Source organism: Halomonas binhaiensis (genome assembly GCF_008329985.2).
Lineage (GTDB): Bacteria > Pseudomonadota > Gammaproteobacteria > Pseudomonadales > Halomonadaceae > Halomonas > Halomonas binhaiensis.
In genome coordinates, this window is sequence record NZ_CP038437.2 from 3810864 (window position 1) to 3826082 (window position 15219).

General features: G+C 57.5%; 17 protein-coding genes. 3 read left to right on the forward strand and 14 right to left on the reverse strand.

The features are described from left to right. Position 1: 1 nt before the first annotated feature. Entirely contained in the window at positions 2 to 895 is an 894-nt protein-coding gene (locus E4T21_RS16685; protein ID WP_149287289.1) for a dihydrodipicolinate synthase family protein, read from the reverse strand. Positions 896 to 1043: 148 nt separating this feature from the next. Further along, on the reverse strand, positions 1044 to 1820 hold the full coding sequence (locus tag E4T21_RS16690) for an AraC family transcriptional regulator (protein ID WP_149286117.1): 777 nt from the start codon (positions 1818 to 1820) through the stop codon (positions 1044 to 1046). A 104-nt stretch (positions 1821 to 1924) separates the two neighbouring features. Between E4T21_RS16690 and E4T21_RS16695 the strand changes: the two genes are divergently transcribed. Continuing rightward, positions 1925 to 3076 (forward strand): multidrug effflux MFS transporter, encoded by a 1152-nt coding sequence (locus tag E4T21_RS16695; protein WP_149286118.1) that lies wholly within the window; start codon positions 1925 to 1927, stop codon positions 3074 to 3076. Positions 3077 to 3093: 17 nt separating this feature from the next. On the opposite strand, the gene E4T21_RS16700 is transcribed toward E4T21_RS16695, so the two are convergent. Both E4T21_RS16700 and E4T21_RS16705 read right to left on the reverse strand, forming a co-directional pair. After that, entirely contained in the window at positions 3094 to 3447 is a 354-nt protein-coding gene (locus tag E4T21_RS16700; protein ID WP_149286119.1) for a VOC family protein, read from the reverse strand. Positions 3448 to 3577: 130 nt separating this feature from the next. Next, entirely contained in the window at positions 3578 to 3943 is a 366-nt protein-coding gene (locus E4T21_RS16705; protein ID WP_149286120.1) for a MerR family transcriptional regulator, read from the reverse strand. An 88-nt stretch (positions 3944 to 4031) separates the two neighbouring features. Here E4T21_RS16705 and E4T21_RS16710 point away from each other — a divergent pair, with 88 nt between their 5' ends. Continuing rightward, entirely contained in the window at positions 4032 to 4847 is an 816-nt protein-coding gene (locus E4T21_RS16710; protein ID WP_149286121.1) for an aminotransferase class IV family protein, read from the forward strand. Between the two features lie 129 nt (positions 4848 to 4976). On the opposite strand, the gene E4T21_RS16715 is transcribed toward E4T21_RS16710, so the two are convergent. The 7 genes from E4T21_RS16715 to E4T21_RS16745 form a co-directional block, all read right to left on the reverse strand. Continuing rightward, positions 4977 to 5741: an ABC transporter ATP-binding protein gene (locus E4T21_RS16715; RefSeq protein WP_149286122.1), complete on the reverse strand. Its 765-nt coding sequence runs from the start codon at positions 5739 to 5741 to the stop codon at positions 4977 to 4979. Then, positions 5738 to 6793 (reverse strand): FecCD family ABC transporter permease, encoded by a 1056-nt coding sequence (locus E4T21_RS16720; RefSeq protein WP_149286123.1) that lies wholly within the window; start codon positions 6791 to 6793, stop codon positions 5738 to 5740. The genes E4T21_RS16715 and E4T21_RS16720 overlap by 4 nt, the downstream gene beginning before the upstream one ends. Beyond that, positions 6790 to 7827: an ABC transporter substrate-binding protein gene (locus E4T21_RS16725; protein WP_240349194.1), complete on the reverse strand. Its 1038-nt coding sequence runs from the start codon at positions 7825 to 7827 to the stop codon at positions 6790 to 6792. The genes E4T21_RS16720 and E4T21_RS16725 overlap by 4 nt, the downstream gene beginning before the upstream one ends. Positions 7828 to 8093: 266 nt before the next feature. Next, the gene (locus tag E4T21_RS16730; RefSeq protein ID WP_149286124.1) at positions 8094 to 8771 is read right to left on the reverse strand and encodes a phosphoribosyltransferase; all 678 of its coding nucleotides are present in this window, start codon (positions 8769 to 8771) and stop codon (positions 8094 to 8096) included. Positions 8772 to 8951: 180 nt separating this feature from the next. After that, the gene (locus E4T21_RS16735) at positions 8952 to 9854 is read right to left on the reverse strand and encodes a carbon-nitrogen hydrolase family protein (protein WP_149286125.1); all 903 of its coding nucleotides are present in this window, start codon (positions 9852 to 9854) and stop codon (positions 8952 to 8954) included. Between the two features lie 55 nt (positions 9855 to 9909). Next, the gene (locus E4T21_RS16740) at positions 9910 to 10527 is read right to left on the reverse strand and encodes a GNAT family N-acetyltransferase (protein ID WP_187775028.1); all 618 of its coding nucleotides are present in this window, start codon (positions 10525 to 10527) and stop codon (positions 9910 to 9912) included. Beyond that, entirely contained in the window at positions 10520 to 10927 is a 408-nt protein-coding gene (locus tag E4T21_RS16745) for a ketosteroid isomerase-related protein (protein ID WP_149286126.1), read from the reverse strand. The genes E4T21_RS16740 and E4T21_RS16745 overlap by 8 nt, the downstream gene beginning before the upstream one ends. A 173-nt stretch (positions 10928 to 11100) precedes the next feature. Between E4T21_RS16745 and E4T21_RS16750 the strand changes: the two genes are divergently transcribed. Then, positions 11101 to 12003, forward strand: a complete 903-nt coding sequence (locus E4T21_RS16750) for a LysR family transcriptional regulator (protein WP_149286127.1) — start codon at positions 11101 to 11103, stop codon at positions 12001 to 12003. A 69-nt stretch (positions 12004 to 12072) separates the two neighbouring features. Here the strand turns inward: E4T21_RS16750 and E4T21_RS16755 are convergent, their stop codons facing one another. The 3 genes from E4T21_RS16755 to E4T21_RS16765 form a co-directional block, all read right to left on the reverse strand. Next, positions 12073 to 13080, reverse strand: coding sequence for an ArsA family ATPase (locus tag E4T21_RS16755; protein WP_149286128.1), 1008 nt, complete (start codon positions 13078 to 13080; stop codon positions 12073 to 12075). A gap of 125 nt (positions 13081 to 13205) precedes the next feature. Then, the gene (locus E4T21_RS16760; protein WP_149286129.1) at positions 13206 to 13508 is read right to left on the reverse strand and encodes a cory-CC-star protein; all 303 of its coding nucleotides are present in this window, start codon (positions 13506 to 13508) and stop codon (positions 13206 to 13208) included. Positions 13509 to 13524: 16 nt separating this feature from the next. Beyond that, positions 13525 to 15204 carry a carbon starvation CstA family protein gene (locus E4T21_RS16765; protein ID WP_149286130.1) on the reverse strand — a complete coding sequence of 560 codons (1680 nt, stop codon included), beginning with the start codon at positions 15202 to 15204 and terminating at the stop codon, positions 13525 to 13527. Positions 15205 to 15219 lie beyond the last annotated feature (15 nt).

Consider the following 15219-nt stretch of genomic DNA (forward strand, 5'->3'; position numbering starts at 1 on the left):
ATCACGTCAGTTCCAGTGCCTCGAGAAGCGTTGCCAGTTTCTGTTTGCCAGGACCATCCAGCGCCTTGAGAGGCAGCGGCAGACAGGGTGATTCGGTCAGGCCCTGAAGCTCGGCTGCTGCGGCCATGACACGCAGACTGCCACCATACTGGCCAAACAGCTCCCACAATGGTTGCAAGCGTTCGGACAAGCGCATGGCCTGGTGAACATCGCCACTCTGCGCGGCACGGGTAATCGCCAGAGCTGTTCGAGGGAATAGCCCGCCGATGACCGAGTACCATGCGTCGCAGCCCGCGTTCAGGCCCGTTGCTGCCAGGACATCACCACTGACGCCAATGGTCACATGCGATGGGATCAGTGCCCGAAGACGATCGACTCGTGCCTTGGCTGCTTCGGGCTCCACTGGCACACCGGGAATCTTGATCGAGCGTACATTCGGTAGCTGGGCAATACGACCGTGCAATTCGTCACTGAATTCAAAGTGTGTGGTCGTCGGATTGTCGTACACACATAACGGCACGGACAGGTGGCGTGTCACGCTGTCGAACAGGCCGAAGACTTCATCTTCAGACAACTTCTGATACGACATTGGCGCCAGCAATACACCGCTTGCCCCGGCTTTTTGTGCATCCTCAGCCGCATCCAGCACATCACGGGTACGCAGAGCGCCAATACCGACGATCACAGGCACCTTGCCGGCCTGTGCTACTGCAAGCTGTGTCACTTGTTCCCGCTCAGCGCGATTGAGATAGGCATAGCTGCCCGTCGATCCAAGCGCCCCGATGGAGTCGACCCCAGCAGCAACCAGGCGATCGATCAGCCGGGCAAACGCCGCCTCATCAATGCCGCTCTCATTCATCGGTGTCAAAGGAAAAGCACTGAGTCCGGAAAACATCATGAAAGCTCCCTATTCTTGTGGTCGACATCAAGTATCGAATAACTGTCGGAATCGAAAAGCACAAATACCACCTGCTTCACTACTCGGCGGCAACGATCATCCTTGGCAGATTGCACCGAGCCATAACATTGCTCCACTGATGCTATCACTCCGAGCTTTCATGCCGAGTTAGATAAGCCCGAGGAGAAAACCCTGTCATCTTGCGGAAGAAAGCGATGAAGGCGCTGTCACTGGTGAAGCCAAGCACACTGGCCACTCCCGTCGTGCGCGCTCCTCTTGCCAGTAACTCAATCGCCTTGATCAAGCGCCATTGTTGACGCCATTGCTGATAGCCAAGTCCTGTTTCGCGGCGAAATATCCTACCAATGGTCCTTTCACTGGCTCCCACCTGAGTGGCAAGTATCGCCAGAGGAGGCGGTAATTCGTGCAACGACATTCTGGCAAGACGACTATCCATCGGTAACGGCAAAAGCGTAGGCTCCCGACGTGCTGCATGAATTTCATCCAGACATACCGCTAAAAGATGGGCAGCGGGCCCTCCTTGCCAGTCGGTATCGAAGCGCGATAGAGCAATACGCTCCAGAATAGCCCTCAACAACGGCGTCACCTCGAGCACCTGGACACTTTCCGGCAATCCCCCAACCTGTTTGGTATCGAGGTAAATGGATCGATAATCCACCGTCTCCATCATCTCAGCCCGATGGGGTGCCGAAGGAGGAATCCAGGCAACACGCGTCGGCGGCAGCATGCATAATTGGTTCGTCAGGGTAATGCGAATACAGCCACGCTGGGCAAACAGCAGTTGCCCCATGTGGTGCTGATGGACACCTGAATCATGATGCCTCAGGTCGGCTGCGATACCCACCACAGGTTGCCCCAACACATCAGGTGAAAAAACGTCATCAGCCTGCAACCAAGCCATATCTGTCCGATCTCAAACATTTATTGTCATAATTGTTGTAACAGAGCATTTGATGCATGTCTAAGATCCATCGCCTCATATTCACTTACAGGCGATGAAAGATCATGCAACGCCCCTTTCCTCCCGGGCTTCCATTGGCCACAGCGCTGATGATGTTCCCCCAGGTCGTCGAGACCATCTATAGTCCAGCATTACCCGATATTGCCCGAGGCTTCTCCGTCACTGCGGAGCATGCGGGACAAACGCTATCGCTGTACTTTCTCGCCTTTGCACTCGGGGTGGTGACATGGGGGCGCTCATGCGATCAATGGGGGCGGCGTCCCACCATGCTGGCAGGGCTGTCACTCTACGGCGTAGCCTCTTTGGTTGCCTTGTTGAGCCCCAATTTTGAATGCCTGCTGATAGCAAGAATGTTGGCGGCATTTGGTGCAGCCCTAGGCTCAGTGGGTACGCAAACCATGCTTCGCGATAGTTATCATGGCGAAAAACTGGCCCGCATTTTTGCGTTGATGGGGGTGGCACTGGCTGCCAGTCCAGCTCTCGGCATGATCAGTGGCGCCGTACTGACAGATTATTCCGGTTATCAGGGTGTGTTTACTTGTCTGGCCATGCTCGCCGCAGTGTTGCTCGGCTGGTCCACTATCATGCTGCCAGAAACTCGCCCCCCGCGTATTGCCAGCGTATCGCTTACCCAGACGTTGATGATGATGCTCAAGGACCAGGATATCTGGAGGACAGCCCTGCTCGTGGCGTTATTCAATGTATGCCTCTTTGCCTACTATCAATTGGCTCCCTTCGACTTCAAGAGAATGGGGCTTTCAAATGAAATGTTTGGCTATAGTGGCATGGCCATGGCCAGTGGCGTTGGCCTGGGAGCACTGTTGAACCATTATCTGCTCAAGGCAGGGCGGTCATCGAGCTTCCTGGTGTTGCTGGCAGCATTGCTGGTCTTGATAGGCGCGATGGGAGTGACTATTGCATCGACATGGAGATTCATCATGCCGATGGTTCTGGTCGTGATGGCCTATGGCATTGCTATCCCCAATATCCTGGCAACAGCACTAGCGAATTATGCAGATCGTAAAGGAACAGCAGGCGCTGTACTTGGTCTTCTCTATTATTTAATGCTAGGTATCGGGCTGATGATGACTTCCGAGATCCAGCACCTTGGAGAAGTACTTTTCTGCTGTGGCATTGGTGCGTTGCTCTGCGCAATTCATGCGCATTTGGCAGCACCACGAACAACGACAAGCTAACATCCGAGCTTATTTTTTCAACCCTCATGCTGCAGAATATTGACCAGTTTTCCGAAGGGATCACGAACATAGAACCGTCGCACTCCCCATGGCTCGCTTACCGGCCCATATTCAATGGGAATACCCGCACTAATGAACCTTGCCAGTGCAGTATCCAGGTCGTCGACTTCGATCGACAGGTCAGGCACTGGCGTCCCTGAACCGCCCTCGTTTCCAAAGCTTACTTGAGCTTTCATCGTCGCATCTGAACCATATGTCTGGAACCAACCATGGTCCATGATCAGCTCGAGACCCAGTATGTCACCGTAAAAGGCCTTCGCTTTGTCAAGATCTGATGTCGCGATATTGGACATGATACGTTTGACTTTCATGCGCCGTCCCACCCATCTTTTCAGTTTTAAATAAATTGTTTTCAAGACCTTTTTTAAGATTTCTTATAAGAACCAGCTCCCAAAAGGGCTTCAACAAGCTTGTTTTTCTCACGCCACATGATCGAGCCATTTACTCCTGCTCGATTTCATGTCCTATTTCATACAAAAATGTCTCCAGAACTTTCCGGCTTTGCGCCAGCTCTTGCGCTTTCTGGTCGGCCAGGCGAATTTGTTCGTGCAAGGTATTGCGCAGCTCGTCACACGGTTCAAAGACGGGCCCGTCGCCTCTCACACACGGCAGGAACTGGCGGATCGTCGCCAGCGTCATGCCTGCAGAGCCCAGCAGCCTGATCCGTTCGACAGTGCGAATCTCTGCGGGATCATAATCACGATAGCCGCTTGTAGTGCGTTGTGGCTTGAGCAGCCCTTCGGCCTCGTAATAACGCAGCATGCGAACACTCACGCCGGTGCGCTTTGATAGTTCGCCTATTTTCATTGTCTCATTTCACCCCCTTGACTCTGACAGCGCTGTCAGGGTTTATGGTAGCGGCTCTTTGATGTGAATCCACTCAGGAGCAAACCCCATGTCCAATGAAGCCAGCATCTACCAAGCCCAGCTCGATGGCCGCCCCGTCACTCAGGCAGAACTGGTTCCCCTGGCCTTTTCAGGTTTCGCCCACTTTACGGCGATGCAGGTGCGAAGTGGCAAGGTCAAAGGGCTGGACCTGCACCTGGAGCGTCTGCGCAACGCCTCCACCGAGTTCTTTGGCAAGGCGCTACCCGACGAACAGCTGCAGTCTCGTATCAAGGCAGCCATCGATGAGAGCCCAGAAGACCTGTCATTGACCGTGACCGTCTTTTCTCGCCACGGCGAGTTCAGCGCAGGTAGCATGGATGTAGAACCCTCGGTTCTCGTTCGTACCAGCGCCCCATCCAATGGCCCTGAAGGGCCGCTGAGGCTGAGTATCGTGGAACATGAAAGACCTCTGGCCACCATCAAGCATGTTGGCGAGGCAGGCAAGACCTATTACCTGCACCAGGCCATTCGCCAGGGCTTCGACGATGCCGCATTTGCCGATCGCCATGGGCGCTTGAGTGAGGCGACCATTTGGAACCTGGTCTTCTGGGACGGTGAAACCGTTATCTGGCCAAAGGCGGATATGTTGCGAGGCACCATGATGAGCATCGTTCAGCGGCAACTGGAACGGCTTGGTATCCCCCAACGTCATGAAGACATCAGCGTCGGACGTCTTGCCGATTTATCCGGTGCGGCAGTGATGAACTCATGGACACCAGGCATTGCCGTAACCGCCATAGGGCCGCATGACATTGCGCAGGCCACCCCATTTATTCGCTTGCTGCATGAGGCCTATGAAGCGGAGCCAGGCAGCTTGCTTTAAGGCGCCCAGATATAAGACCCCCAACTGTCTGCCTGTCCAGCCGACAGTTGGATAGCTTGGTCTGGCGTCACTGCGTTCATCAAGAATAGTAAGATTTGGGAAGGGGCGATAGCGCCTGCGTCTCTCGCCTTATACCGCGTTGCGAAAACGCATGATCTGGCTGCCATTGATGGGATCATCAAGAATATCGGCATTCACTCCGAAGGTATGGCGCAATCTCTCAGTTGTCAGCACCCGATTGGGCGGGCCGATATCGATCAGACGCCCATTACCCATCACACCAACCCGGTCACAATCCATGGCTTGATTGAGGTCGTGCAAAGCGATGATCACGGTAACCGGTAGTTGCTTGACCAACTGCAGGATGGATAACTGGTGACGAATATCCAGGTGGTTAGTGGGTTCATCGAGTAACAGTATCTTCGGTTGCTGGGCCAAGGCGCGGGCAATATGAGCGCGCTGACGTTCCCCCCCAGACAGCGTGTTCCAGAGACGATCCGCCAGATGCTGCATGCCCACATCATCAAGGACGCGAGAAACGATAGCATTGTCCTGGTCCGACCATGGGCGCAACGGTGAGAGGAAGGGAGTCCGGCCCAGCGCCACCGCCTGTCGTACGCTGACTCGGTCAGTGGTTTCCGCATGTTGCTCTACCAAAGCAATGCAGCGAGCGATATCGCGCTGACGCATATTGGCCATGGACCGCTCATCGATCGTGATGGATCCAACCTGCGGCCTGGCCAGACCCGCGAACATCCGTAGCAAGGTCGTCTTGCCGGATCCATTCGGCCCAATCAGACCGAAGGTCTGGCCAGGCTCCACAACAAGGCTGACCCTATCCAGCAACTTGCGTCCATGGACTGTCCAACCGACTTGTCTGGCCGTCAGCTTCATCGTTTTCTCATCCCCCGAACCAGAATCAATGCAAAAGCTGGCGCTCCGACCAGCGATGTAATGACACCAATCGGCAGTACCTGCCCAGGCACCAGGACACGCGAGAGAATATCCGCCGCGACCAGGAACACCGCGCCTGCCAGTGCCGAAGCAGGCACCAGACGGGTATAGCGACTGCCAACGATAAAGCGCATGGCATGAGGTATCACCAGGCCAACGAAACCAATGGCTCCGACCATGGAAACCATGACGGCTGTCACCAACGCCATGGAGGTAATCAAGATGCCTCTTACTTGACGCACAGCGATACCCATCGAAGCGGCACTGTCCGTACCGAAGGTGAAGGCGTCCAGCGCGCGCCGGTACCACAGACATATCAGCAGACCGCCAAGCGCAACAGGCACTGCCAGCACGACATCATCCCAACGTACGCCAGAAAGGTTTCCCAGTAGCCAGAACATGATCCCGCGTGCCTGCTCGGCACTGGCCGACTTGGCAATGATGAAAGCGGTCAGAGCATTGAATAGCTGAGACCCAGCGAGTCCAGCCAGGATGATCGCCCCGGCAGCCTGAGAGCTGCGCCCGCCACTCGCAGCCTGGGCAAGCAGCAGTACCAGCCCAAAGGCCAGGCCTGCCCCGGCGAAGGCGCCAGCCGAAAGGGTCAAGGCTCCAGCCCCCATTCCCGCGATGGTCACTGCCACAGCACCGGTCGAGGCACCGGCCGAGATCCCCATCAGAAATGGATCCGCCAAGGGGTTGCGCAACAGCGCTTGAAGGACGAGGCCAGCCAGGGCGAGCCCCGCTCCACAGCAGGCCGCTACAATGGCGCGGCTGAGCCGATAGTTCCAGATAATGCCGTCATCGATTCTGTCAACGGCATAACCAGCCCCCCAGAGCCGGTTCGCCAATACCTTGAAGATCGTCTCAAGCGAAATTGAGGTCTCGCCAATCGCAGTGCCCGCTATTAAGACAGCAAACAACACTAGTGGGGCCAGCCACAACCAGCGCCACCCTGGCCGGACCCGGGAGCTTAATGCAATGGCTGAACTCATTGCTCGAAAGACATCGTGGACAAGGCGTCAGCAAGTACTTCAAGGCCAAAGAACGTACGCATGGTGGCACTCATGGCATGGGCGTCCATCTCCACAATGTGCCCTCTCTTGACGGCCGTCATCTCACGAGTCACCGGATCGCTGCGCAGAAATTCCAGCTTCGCGTCGACATCATCTGCGGGATAACGACGACGCTCCATGCGGGCCACCACGATGACATCCGGATCAGCCTTGGCAATGGACTCCCAACCAACGGTAGGCCATTCCTCATCAGACTGAATCACATTGCGGATGCCAAGCTTGTCCATCATGTAGCCTGGTGCGCCCAGTCGTCCCGCGACAAAAGGGTCGGTCGACAGTTCCGGGGACGAGAACCAGAACACGGCCGTCAGGTCTTCCGGTAGCTCAAGGCGTGCAGCATGGGCAATGGCGCCAGCTTCCCGAGCCTGAAGATCGGCCACCAAGGCTTTCCCCTTGTCTTGCACATCAAAGATCCTGGCCAGCTCGGTGATGCCCTTGTAGATCGATGCCGAGGAGAAAGCCGCAGTACGCGTTCCATCGCCTCCTGTGGCGTTGTTGTCCTTGCCATCGCAGTCAGCAGGCATGACATAGGTGGAGATACCAAGTTCATTGAACTGGTCACGGCTCGCTACACTTGCAGCTGGCCCGACATGGAGCTCGTACTGGACAGCAACAAGGTCAGGCTTCTTGCTCACCACAGCCTCGAAACTGGGATCATTATCGGCAATTCTCTCGATACCAGCATCAGCGTCGCGAAACTGCGGCAAGACCGGATTGAACCAGACGGAAGTCCCTTTGACCTTGTCAGCCAGCCCCAACGCATAGAGGATCTCAGTGGCCGATTGGCCGATGGTGACGATGCTCTCGGGGGCTGACTGAAAGCTGACTTCCCTGCCGCAATTGGTCACGGTGAGTGGATAGACGGAAGCACCCGCACTCGCATGAGCATCCGCACTCGCATGAGCAACGGGTAGAAGCCATAGCACCATCGATAAGTGGCGAACGAAGTTCATGCGCCGATTTCCAGATGATCGGGAATGGCAGTACTTGGTACGTTTTTCATGTCGTTGTTGCTCTTCATTCCGCTACAACCCTTCATGCCGCTGCTGCTCTTCATGTCGACACCTCTTGCAGACCATGATGCTAGAATCAAAAGAGATGTTATATCATAACAATATTGATGCAAAGCCCTCTGCACTTCAGCCGGCCCTGATATCAGTTCTTCTGACACTCATTCACCCAAAGCGACGATGCTGAGGTTTCATCACCTCGGGTTTCATCACCTCGGAGCAGCCCCTTGCCCCACGGCAATCAGGTCACCCTCGGCAAGCCAGGCGATAACCTGCTGATCACTCACCTGCTGAAAGTCGTCATAGTAGGGGCTGATGGAATAGAAAAGCTCAGGACTTTCGAGGCAGACAATCTCGTCGACTTCGCCTCGCAACTGCTGCAGCGTATCCTTGGGGGCTACGGGGACCGCCAGCACAAGTCTTTCCGGCTCGGCCTGACGCAATGCCTTGAGTGCGGCACGAACCGTGGCGCCAGTGGCGATCCCATCGTCGATGACGATGGCCGTCATGCCCTTCACACTGACGCGCTTGCGCCCTTTCAGGTAACTCGACCGGCGACGCTCGATTACCTCCAGCTCATGGGCCTTGAGCGCCTCGAACTCATCGTCGCTGACATTCGCGTGGTACTGGACATCCTCATTGATCACCACCTGAGGGGGATCACCATCAACCACTGCCCCCAGTGCCAGCTCAGGCTGATACGGCACCCCTATCTTGCGCACGAGCAGCAGATCTAGAGGTGCCTGGAGCACTTTGGCAATTTCCAGCGCGACAGGCACGCCACCACGCGGTAACGCTAGAGCGACCGGGTTTGTGTAATGCCTTTCCCTGAGACGTTCTGCCAGAAGCTGCCCCGCTTCCGTACGGCTGGCAAAGTGGCTGCCCATGATGACTTCCTGACGAAATGTACGCTGAACGACACTCGCCGCTTACCTATCAAGTCTCACCGTTTACCGATCAAGCCTGCCATTCATCTACCAGGTCTCACCGATGACCAAGCAAGTCTGCCATTCACTTATCAAGTCTAGTCCAGGGGAACGAAGCACAACGAAGATTCGCCTGGCGTTTCAGTCGACCGGCTCGTCCACTTTTCCCGTCTGCAGGATGGCCTGCCGAAACGCTGGCACAAACTGCCCATCCCAATCCCGGTCCACGGCGACCTGGGCCTGGACCCGGCTCTCTTCGAGCGCGTCAAAGTCAAGGTCGGCTACCGCCCACACCTGGTCACCCTGGGTGATGGCAAGAATACCGTCGTCGGGAAAGCCATGGTCCATCGGCGCATAGAGCGCGGCTTCGCCGGTATTCGTATCCAACGCCGGGCTCCACTCGGCATCCCCCGCGGTGACGGAATGTGCCACGAACATGCGGTTTTCCAGTGCCCGCGCCATGCAACCCACGCGTACTCGGGTAGCACCGGCAGCCAGATCGGTGCAGCTCGGTACAAGCAGCAGGCGGGCACCTGCCTCTTGCTGAGCCCGCACCGGCAGCGGGAATTCCGAGTCGTAGCACACGGCAATAGCGCTACGGATGCCGTTCATGTCGAACACGTTGAGGACATCGCCGCCATCGATCACTTCGGCAGCCTTCTCAAAACCGGTCAGTTGCAGCTTGTCCTGATACCCCTGCCGCCCATTCGGTGCAAACCACCATGCGCGATTGCGATATCGTCCATCACCCACTGCGGTGAGGAAGGTCCCGGCCTGAATGATCAGGCCCAACTCGCGGGACAAGTCCGCATACAGCGCTATCCAGTCCTGCTGAAAACGTTGCAGTGCCGCCAGCGATTTATGCAGGTCTCCCCGGATATCGTCCGCAAACATTCCTGCAAGCTCGAGCGAGAGGTACTCAGGCAGCACTGCCAGTTCCGCTCCTGCCTGCCTGGCTTCCACCAGCAGTTGACGCTGCCGGGCGGCGAATTGCTCAAAATCTTTCGGTGCCTGTACCGGGTACTTCGCTACGGCAACTCTCATGATGTCTTTCTCCCGGGCGTCTTTCTCGCAAGTGCCTTTCTCACATGCACTCCTCTCAATGCACATTCTCCAGAGGACGCAGCCAGAAGGTCAGGGCTTGCTCTGTTTCCTGCTCGTCTCCGATCTGCTTCCAGGCCAGCTGCATCTGCATGTCTGGATGCCGAACATATCCACGGCGGGTCCAGAATGGATCATTGGCACGGTAGTCGGCAGGGCGTCGTGGATCATCCTCGCTGCGATCAACCGCAGCGAAGGCTGTCCACTTGAAGCTGCCGAACGCACGGGCATGCGCCTCGCGCTCGTCGAAGAAGCGATGGCCCAGCCCTTGGCCGCGATATTCGGGCAGCAGAATGGATTCGCCGAAGTAGAAGACATCGTTCATATCCATGCCACGCTCGTGGAATGGTGCCTGGAAATCAGCTTCCGCCTCAGCCAGCGGCAGGCCGGTAGATGCGCCAACCACTCGTTCACCATCCAGCGCAAGGACAAGCAGAGCATCGGGCGTACGGGTATAGGTCTGCAGGTAATTGGCTTCGTAATCCACATCACCATCATAGAGATAGGGATAATCGCGAAATACCTCGATCCGCAGCTGCGCCACCGCCGATAGCCACTCGGCGATGTCACCTCCACGACATATAACCACACGCAGGCCAGGCCCCACCTCAGGCATCTCCAGCGACCTGTGCAATCCAGTCACCCAGGTTGTAGTAATTGGTGACTCGCGTGATCAGGCCATCGCGGATATCGAAGAATGCGCCCCCCGGAAGTACATAGCGCTGCTCGTTCGCCTCGGGCAACCCCTCGTCGGTGAACCGATAGGTACCATGCACGACATACTCGGCCCCTGCCCGCGAACCATCGGCACTTGGCATCACTACGATGTCATGCAACTGCTCGCTGTAACTGCGATCCATGCGTTCGAGGAAGGTGCGGAAAGCATCGCGTCCGATTTCGCGATCGCCCTGGTTGAGATCGTGCACCACATCGTCGGACAGCAGCGCGAGCATGGCCTCGCGGTCGCCACTATTGAACGCGGTGTAATAGGCATTGATCAGGTCCAGCGTGTTCATTCAGGTCTCCACATTGTTCGATCCGCTCTGTAAGCCATTCAATGGCCGGACAGCAGTATGGAAAGGCATGCGCATCGCTGTATATGGAATCATGTCGATTTCATAATTCCAGCTTGTGGAATAAAAGCCGCAGCATAGAATGACCCTGAATGGGGTCAGATCGGAACACCTCGATGCAGAACGAACTCGAATTGCTGCGAATCTTCCGGGCAGCCGCGGAATCCTCGAGCTTCCGCGAGGCAGCGGTCCGTCTCGGCCTGTCACCGCAGGGAGTCACGCGCGCCATCAAGCAATTGGAAGCGCATTACGGCGAGCTGCTGTTTCATCGCAATACGCGACAGGTGCGGATCACCGCCTTCGGCGAAACGCTGCTCGCTCGCTCCCGCCCCATACTTGAGCAGTTCGAGGATCTGTGGCGCCCTCCTGGCACCACAAAGGATGCGGTCCTCAGCGGTCTGGTCCGTGTTACCGCACCACGTAGCCTCGGTGCACGAGCCGTATTGCCCGCCATGAAACATGTCGCCGCCCATCATCCCGGTATCGTGCTTGATCTGCGCCTGTCAGACCGTATCAGCGATGCCGTCGATGAAGGCATCGATGTCGGCCTGCGGGTAGGCTTCATGCGTGATAGCCGATTTGTCGCCCGCCAGGCGGGTCGAATGCAGCTGCACACGGTGGCCAGCCCACAGTTGCTCAAGCGTACCGGGACACCACGCGATATCGACGAGCTGGCCCGTATGCCTGTCACGGCGGCACTCGATATCAACACCGGTCGGCCCTGGCCCTGGTACTTCAAGGGAGGACGACAATGGGTGCCGCCATCACCTGCCGTGATCGCCGATGACGCTGACATGGAGATGGGCGCAGTGCTGGCCGGTATTGCCTTCGCCCAGCTCGCTGATTACATGGCCCGCCCCTACATCGCCAGCGGTAAGCTGGTGAAAGTGCTGGAGGATCAGGCACCACCTGCATGGGGCTTGTACGTCTACCGGCCACAACGTGGGCCTGTTCCCGGGCGCGTGCGTGCCGTGTTCGATGCCTTGTCCAATGCCGTCAGCGAACTGGCCGGTGCCTAGACACTATCCGAGAAGCGTCTGTGATTGCGCCAGCAAATCGTCATCGAACAAGCCCTGCCAGAGGTCTCGTCAGAAGCCCGCGTCCTCAAGGTAGTCCGCCAGGGATTCCAGGATCTCCAGCCCCTGTACGTCGGTGGGCAGCCAAGGTAACCGTGGCCGCGGCAGATGGCCAAGTTCGGTGTCGATACGCTCGAGATAGCGGGCTTCCTGCTCACGACGGGCACTCAGGAAATCGCCATCGGCCTGCGCAGGAATCACTCTGTTGACCAGCGTGCCAGCCACCGGAATCTGGACCTCCTCCAGCGCTGCCACCGCGCGCACGGTCTCGAGGATCGGCAGACGCTCCGGAGTCAGCACGAAAAGAAATCCTGTCTGCCCAGCATCCTCGATACATCGCCGGGCACGATGAAAGAGCCGACGCCGCTCGATCAGCGTACGTGCCACATCGCGGGTGCGCTCGTCGAGATCGGACAGCGGGTCCTCCTGGGGGTCGTCAAAGGGTGTGGCCACATCCCGCCCCCGCTTGGGTGTCAGGTGGGAGAGGACCTTGCCGAGTTCCTCGGACTTGCGGCTGTGGGCCAGCAAGCCGTCGGTCCAGGCGACCATGGCTTCGGGAAGACTCAGGAGTCTCAATGTATGGCCGGTGGGGGCTGTGTCGATGATGATCAGGTCATGATCGGAGTCCTCCGCGGTGATCAGCCGCGACAATCGCTCCAGCAAAGCGGCTTCCTGAGTGCCCGGTGACTGTCGGGTCAGACGCATCTGGCGCTCCAGCTCCTTCATCATTTCCGGAGCAGCATAGCGGCGCATCTGTTGAGTGACCCTTGTCAGATAGGACTCCACCTCCGCATCAGGATCAATCTCCATGGCCTCCAGGCCGGGTAGCAGGCGTCGCGGAACATCGCCCAGTTCACGGTCGAAGACATCCCCCAGGCTATGGGCAGGGTCGGTGGAAACCACCAATACTCGCTGGCCACGCCGCGCAGCCAGCACCGCCAACGCTGCCGACACCGTGGTCTTGCCCACTCCCCCCTTGCCACCGACCCACAGCAAGCGTTTTTCCAGCAACTCTTTCATGCACCCTTTCATGTTTTTTCCTGTGTCCATTCCACGCCCTTTTCATTGACGCAATCATCCTCAATCACGGATACAGGAGGAGTGTCGCGCGGCAGCGGCCGACACCAAAGGAAACGCTGAATAAATCAGCAGCACCTGAAATGATCGAGCGGCGAGTGCTCCATGCCCATGCGCTTGTGCCAGTCGTGGAAGCGCTCCAGCAGTAGCGGCTGAAGCTCCAGGGTGTAGTAGGCCACCGGGTTGGGCATTCCCATCATCTCGGAGAACACCAACAGCATGAACAGGTCGTCTTCATCCCGCTGGGCACGGGCAATGGCCCCACGATAGCGGACAGAATAGGTTTCTTCGGCGAAGAATCGAGCCTGGCTCAGCCAGGCTCGAATCCGCTTGAGACGCGGATCATGCTCCTTGTCATCATCGTCATGCATTTGCTATCTCCCGGGCTCACTCCGGTTCGGCGGCCACCTCTGCACGCGAGCGCTTGAGTGCCGCGGCGCATTCCATGGCCACCAGGATGGCGGCAATCAGCACCACGATATCCATCAACAGCAGGAAGATATTGCCCTGCTCGTAGAAGGTCCGCAGTTGGAGCAGCAACGCGCCGATGGTCATCACCAACAGGAAGCACAGCGGTGCCAGGGTGTACCACATGGGGCGCCGCAGACGCACCAGCATCACCGTGATCACCAGCAGGGTCAGGCCCGCCAGCAACTGGTTGGTGGTACCGAACAAAGGCCAGATGATCATGCCCCCAGAGCCATCAGCACCACCGGCACCGAAGGCCAGCAGCAGGCAACTGCCCACGGCCAGCAGAGTGGCCGGTGCCCCTTTCTTCATCCAGGGCAGGTTATATATCTCGCCCCACTCCTGGAAAATATAGCGCTGCAGACGCAGGCCGGTATCCATGGTAGTGCCGGCGAATAGTGCGGCCATCACGGTGAGCAAGGTCGCCGCCGTGGCTTCAGGCATCCCCAGACCGTTGTGGATAATGTAGGCGCCACCTTGCACAAAGGCCGTGACGCCGCCGCTGCCGAAAGCGGTGTACATGGCCTGCCAGTCGGCAACAGAGGCAAAGCCGGCGGTGGCGGCCAGAATGGCGGCGAGTGCCAGCATGCCCTCGCCCACCGCACCGAAATATCCAACAAAACGGGCATCCGTCTCGCGATTCAACTGCTTGGAAGTGGTGCCCGAGGAAACCAGTCCGTGGAAGCCGGAAATGGCGCCACAAGCGATGGTCACGAACAACAGTGGTAACAGCGAGGGAGTGCCAGGCGGTACGTCGGTATTGAAGGCTGGCGCCACCAGAGTGGGATTGAGCAGCACCACGGCACCATAGAGCACAATCAGACCGATAAATAGCTGCAGACCATTGATGTAGTCACGGGGCTGCAACAACATCCACACCGGCAGCAACGAGGCAATGGCAGCATAACCAAACAACAGCAGAATCCAGGCAGCGTTGCCGGAAAGGCCTGGCATCACCTCGGTCGGCATCTGAATCGGCACGGAGGGTCCGACCCAGATCAATGCATAGAGGGCAATGACTCCCAGCACCGAGACGACGGGTAGGCTGAGAATACGCCGGTAAATCAATTGCCCGATGACTAACGCAACCAGAATTGCGCCCCAGACCGGAACCACGGCGCTGGAGAATTTCATCATCAACCCGGCGATGACCACCGCGAACACCGCGTTGACCATCAGCAGAACCAGGAAGATGACAATCATGAAGATGCTGCGGGCACGCTTTCCTACCACGTCGCCAGTCAATGAACCCACCGACTTGGCCTTGTTGCGTACACTGGCCCAGATGGCGCCAGAGTCATGCACCCCAGCAAAAAAGATCGTGCCCAGCACCACCCACAGGAAGGCCGGTAGCCAGCCCCAGATCACCGCAATGGCTGGCCCGACGATAGGCGCCGCCCCAGCCACTGAGGTGAAATGGTGACCCCACAGAATGAAACGGTTGGTCGGCACGAAGTCGATACCGTCTTCATATTCGTGGGCAGGTGTCTTGAAGTCAGGATCGAGTCGGTAGATCTTCTCGGCGATGAACTTCGAGTACACCAGGTACCCTGCCGCCATTGCGGCAAGACCCAGGACCAGCAGAACGATGGCGCTCATTCGACCCTCCATTAT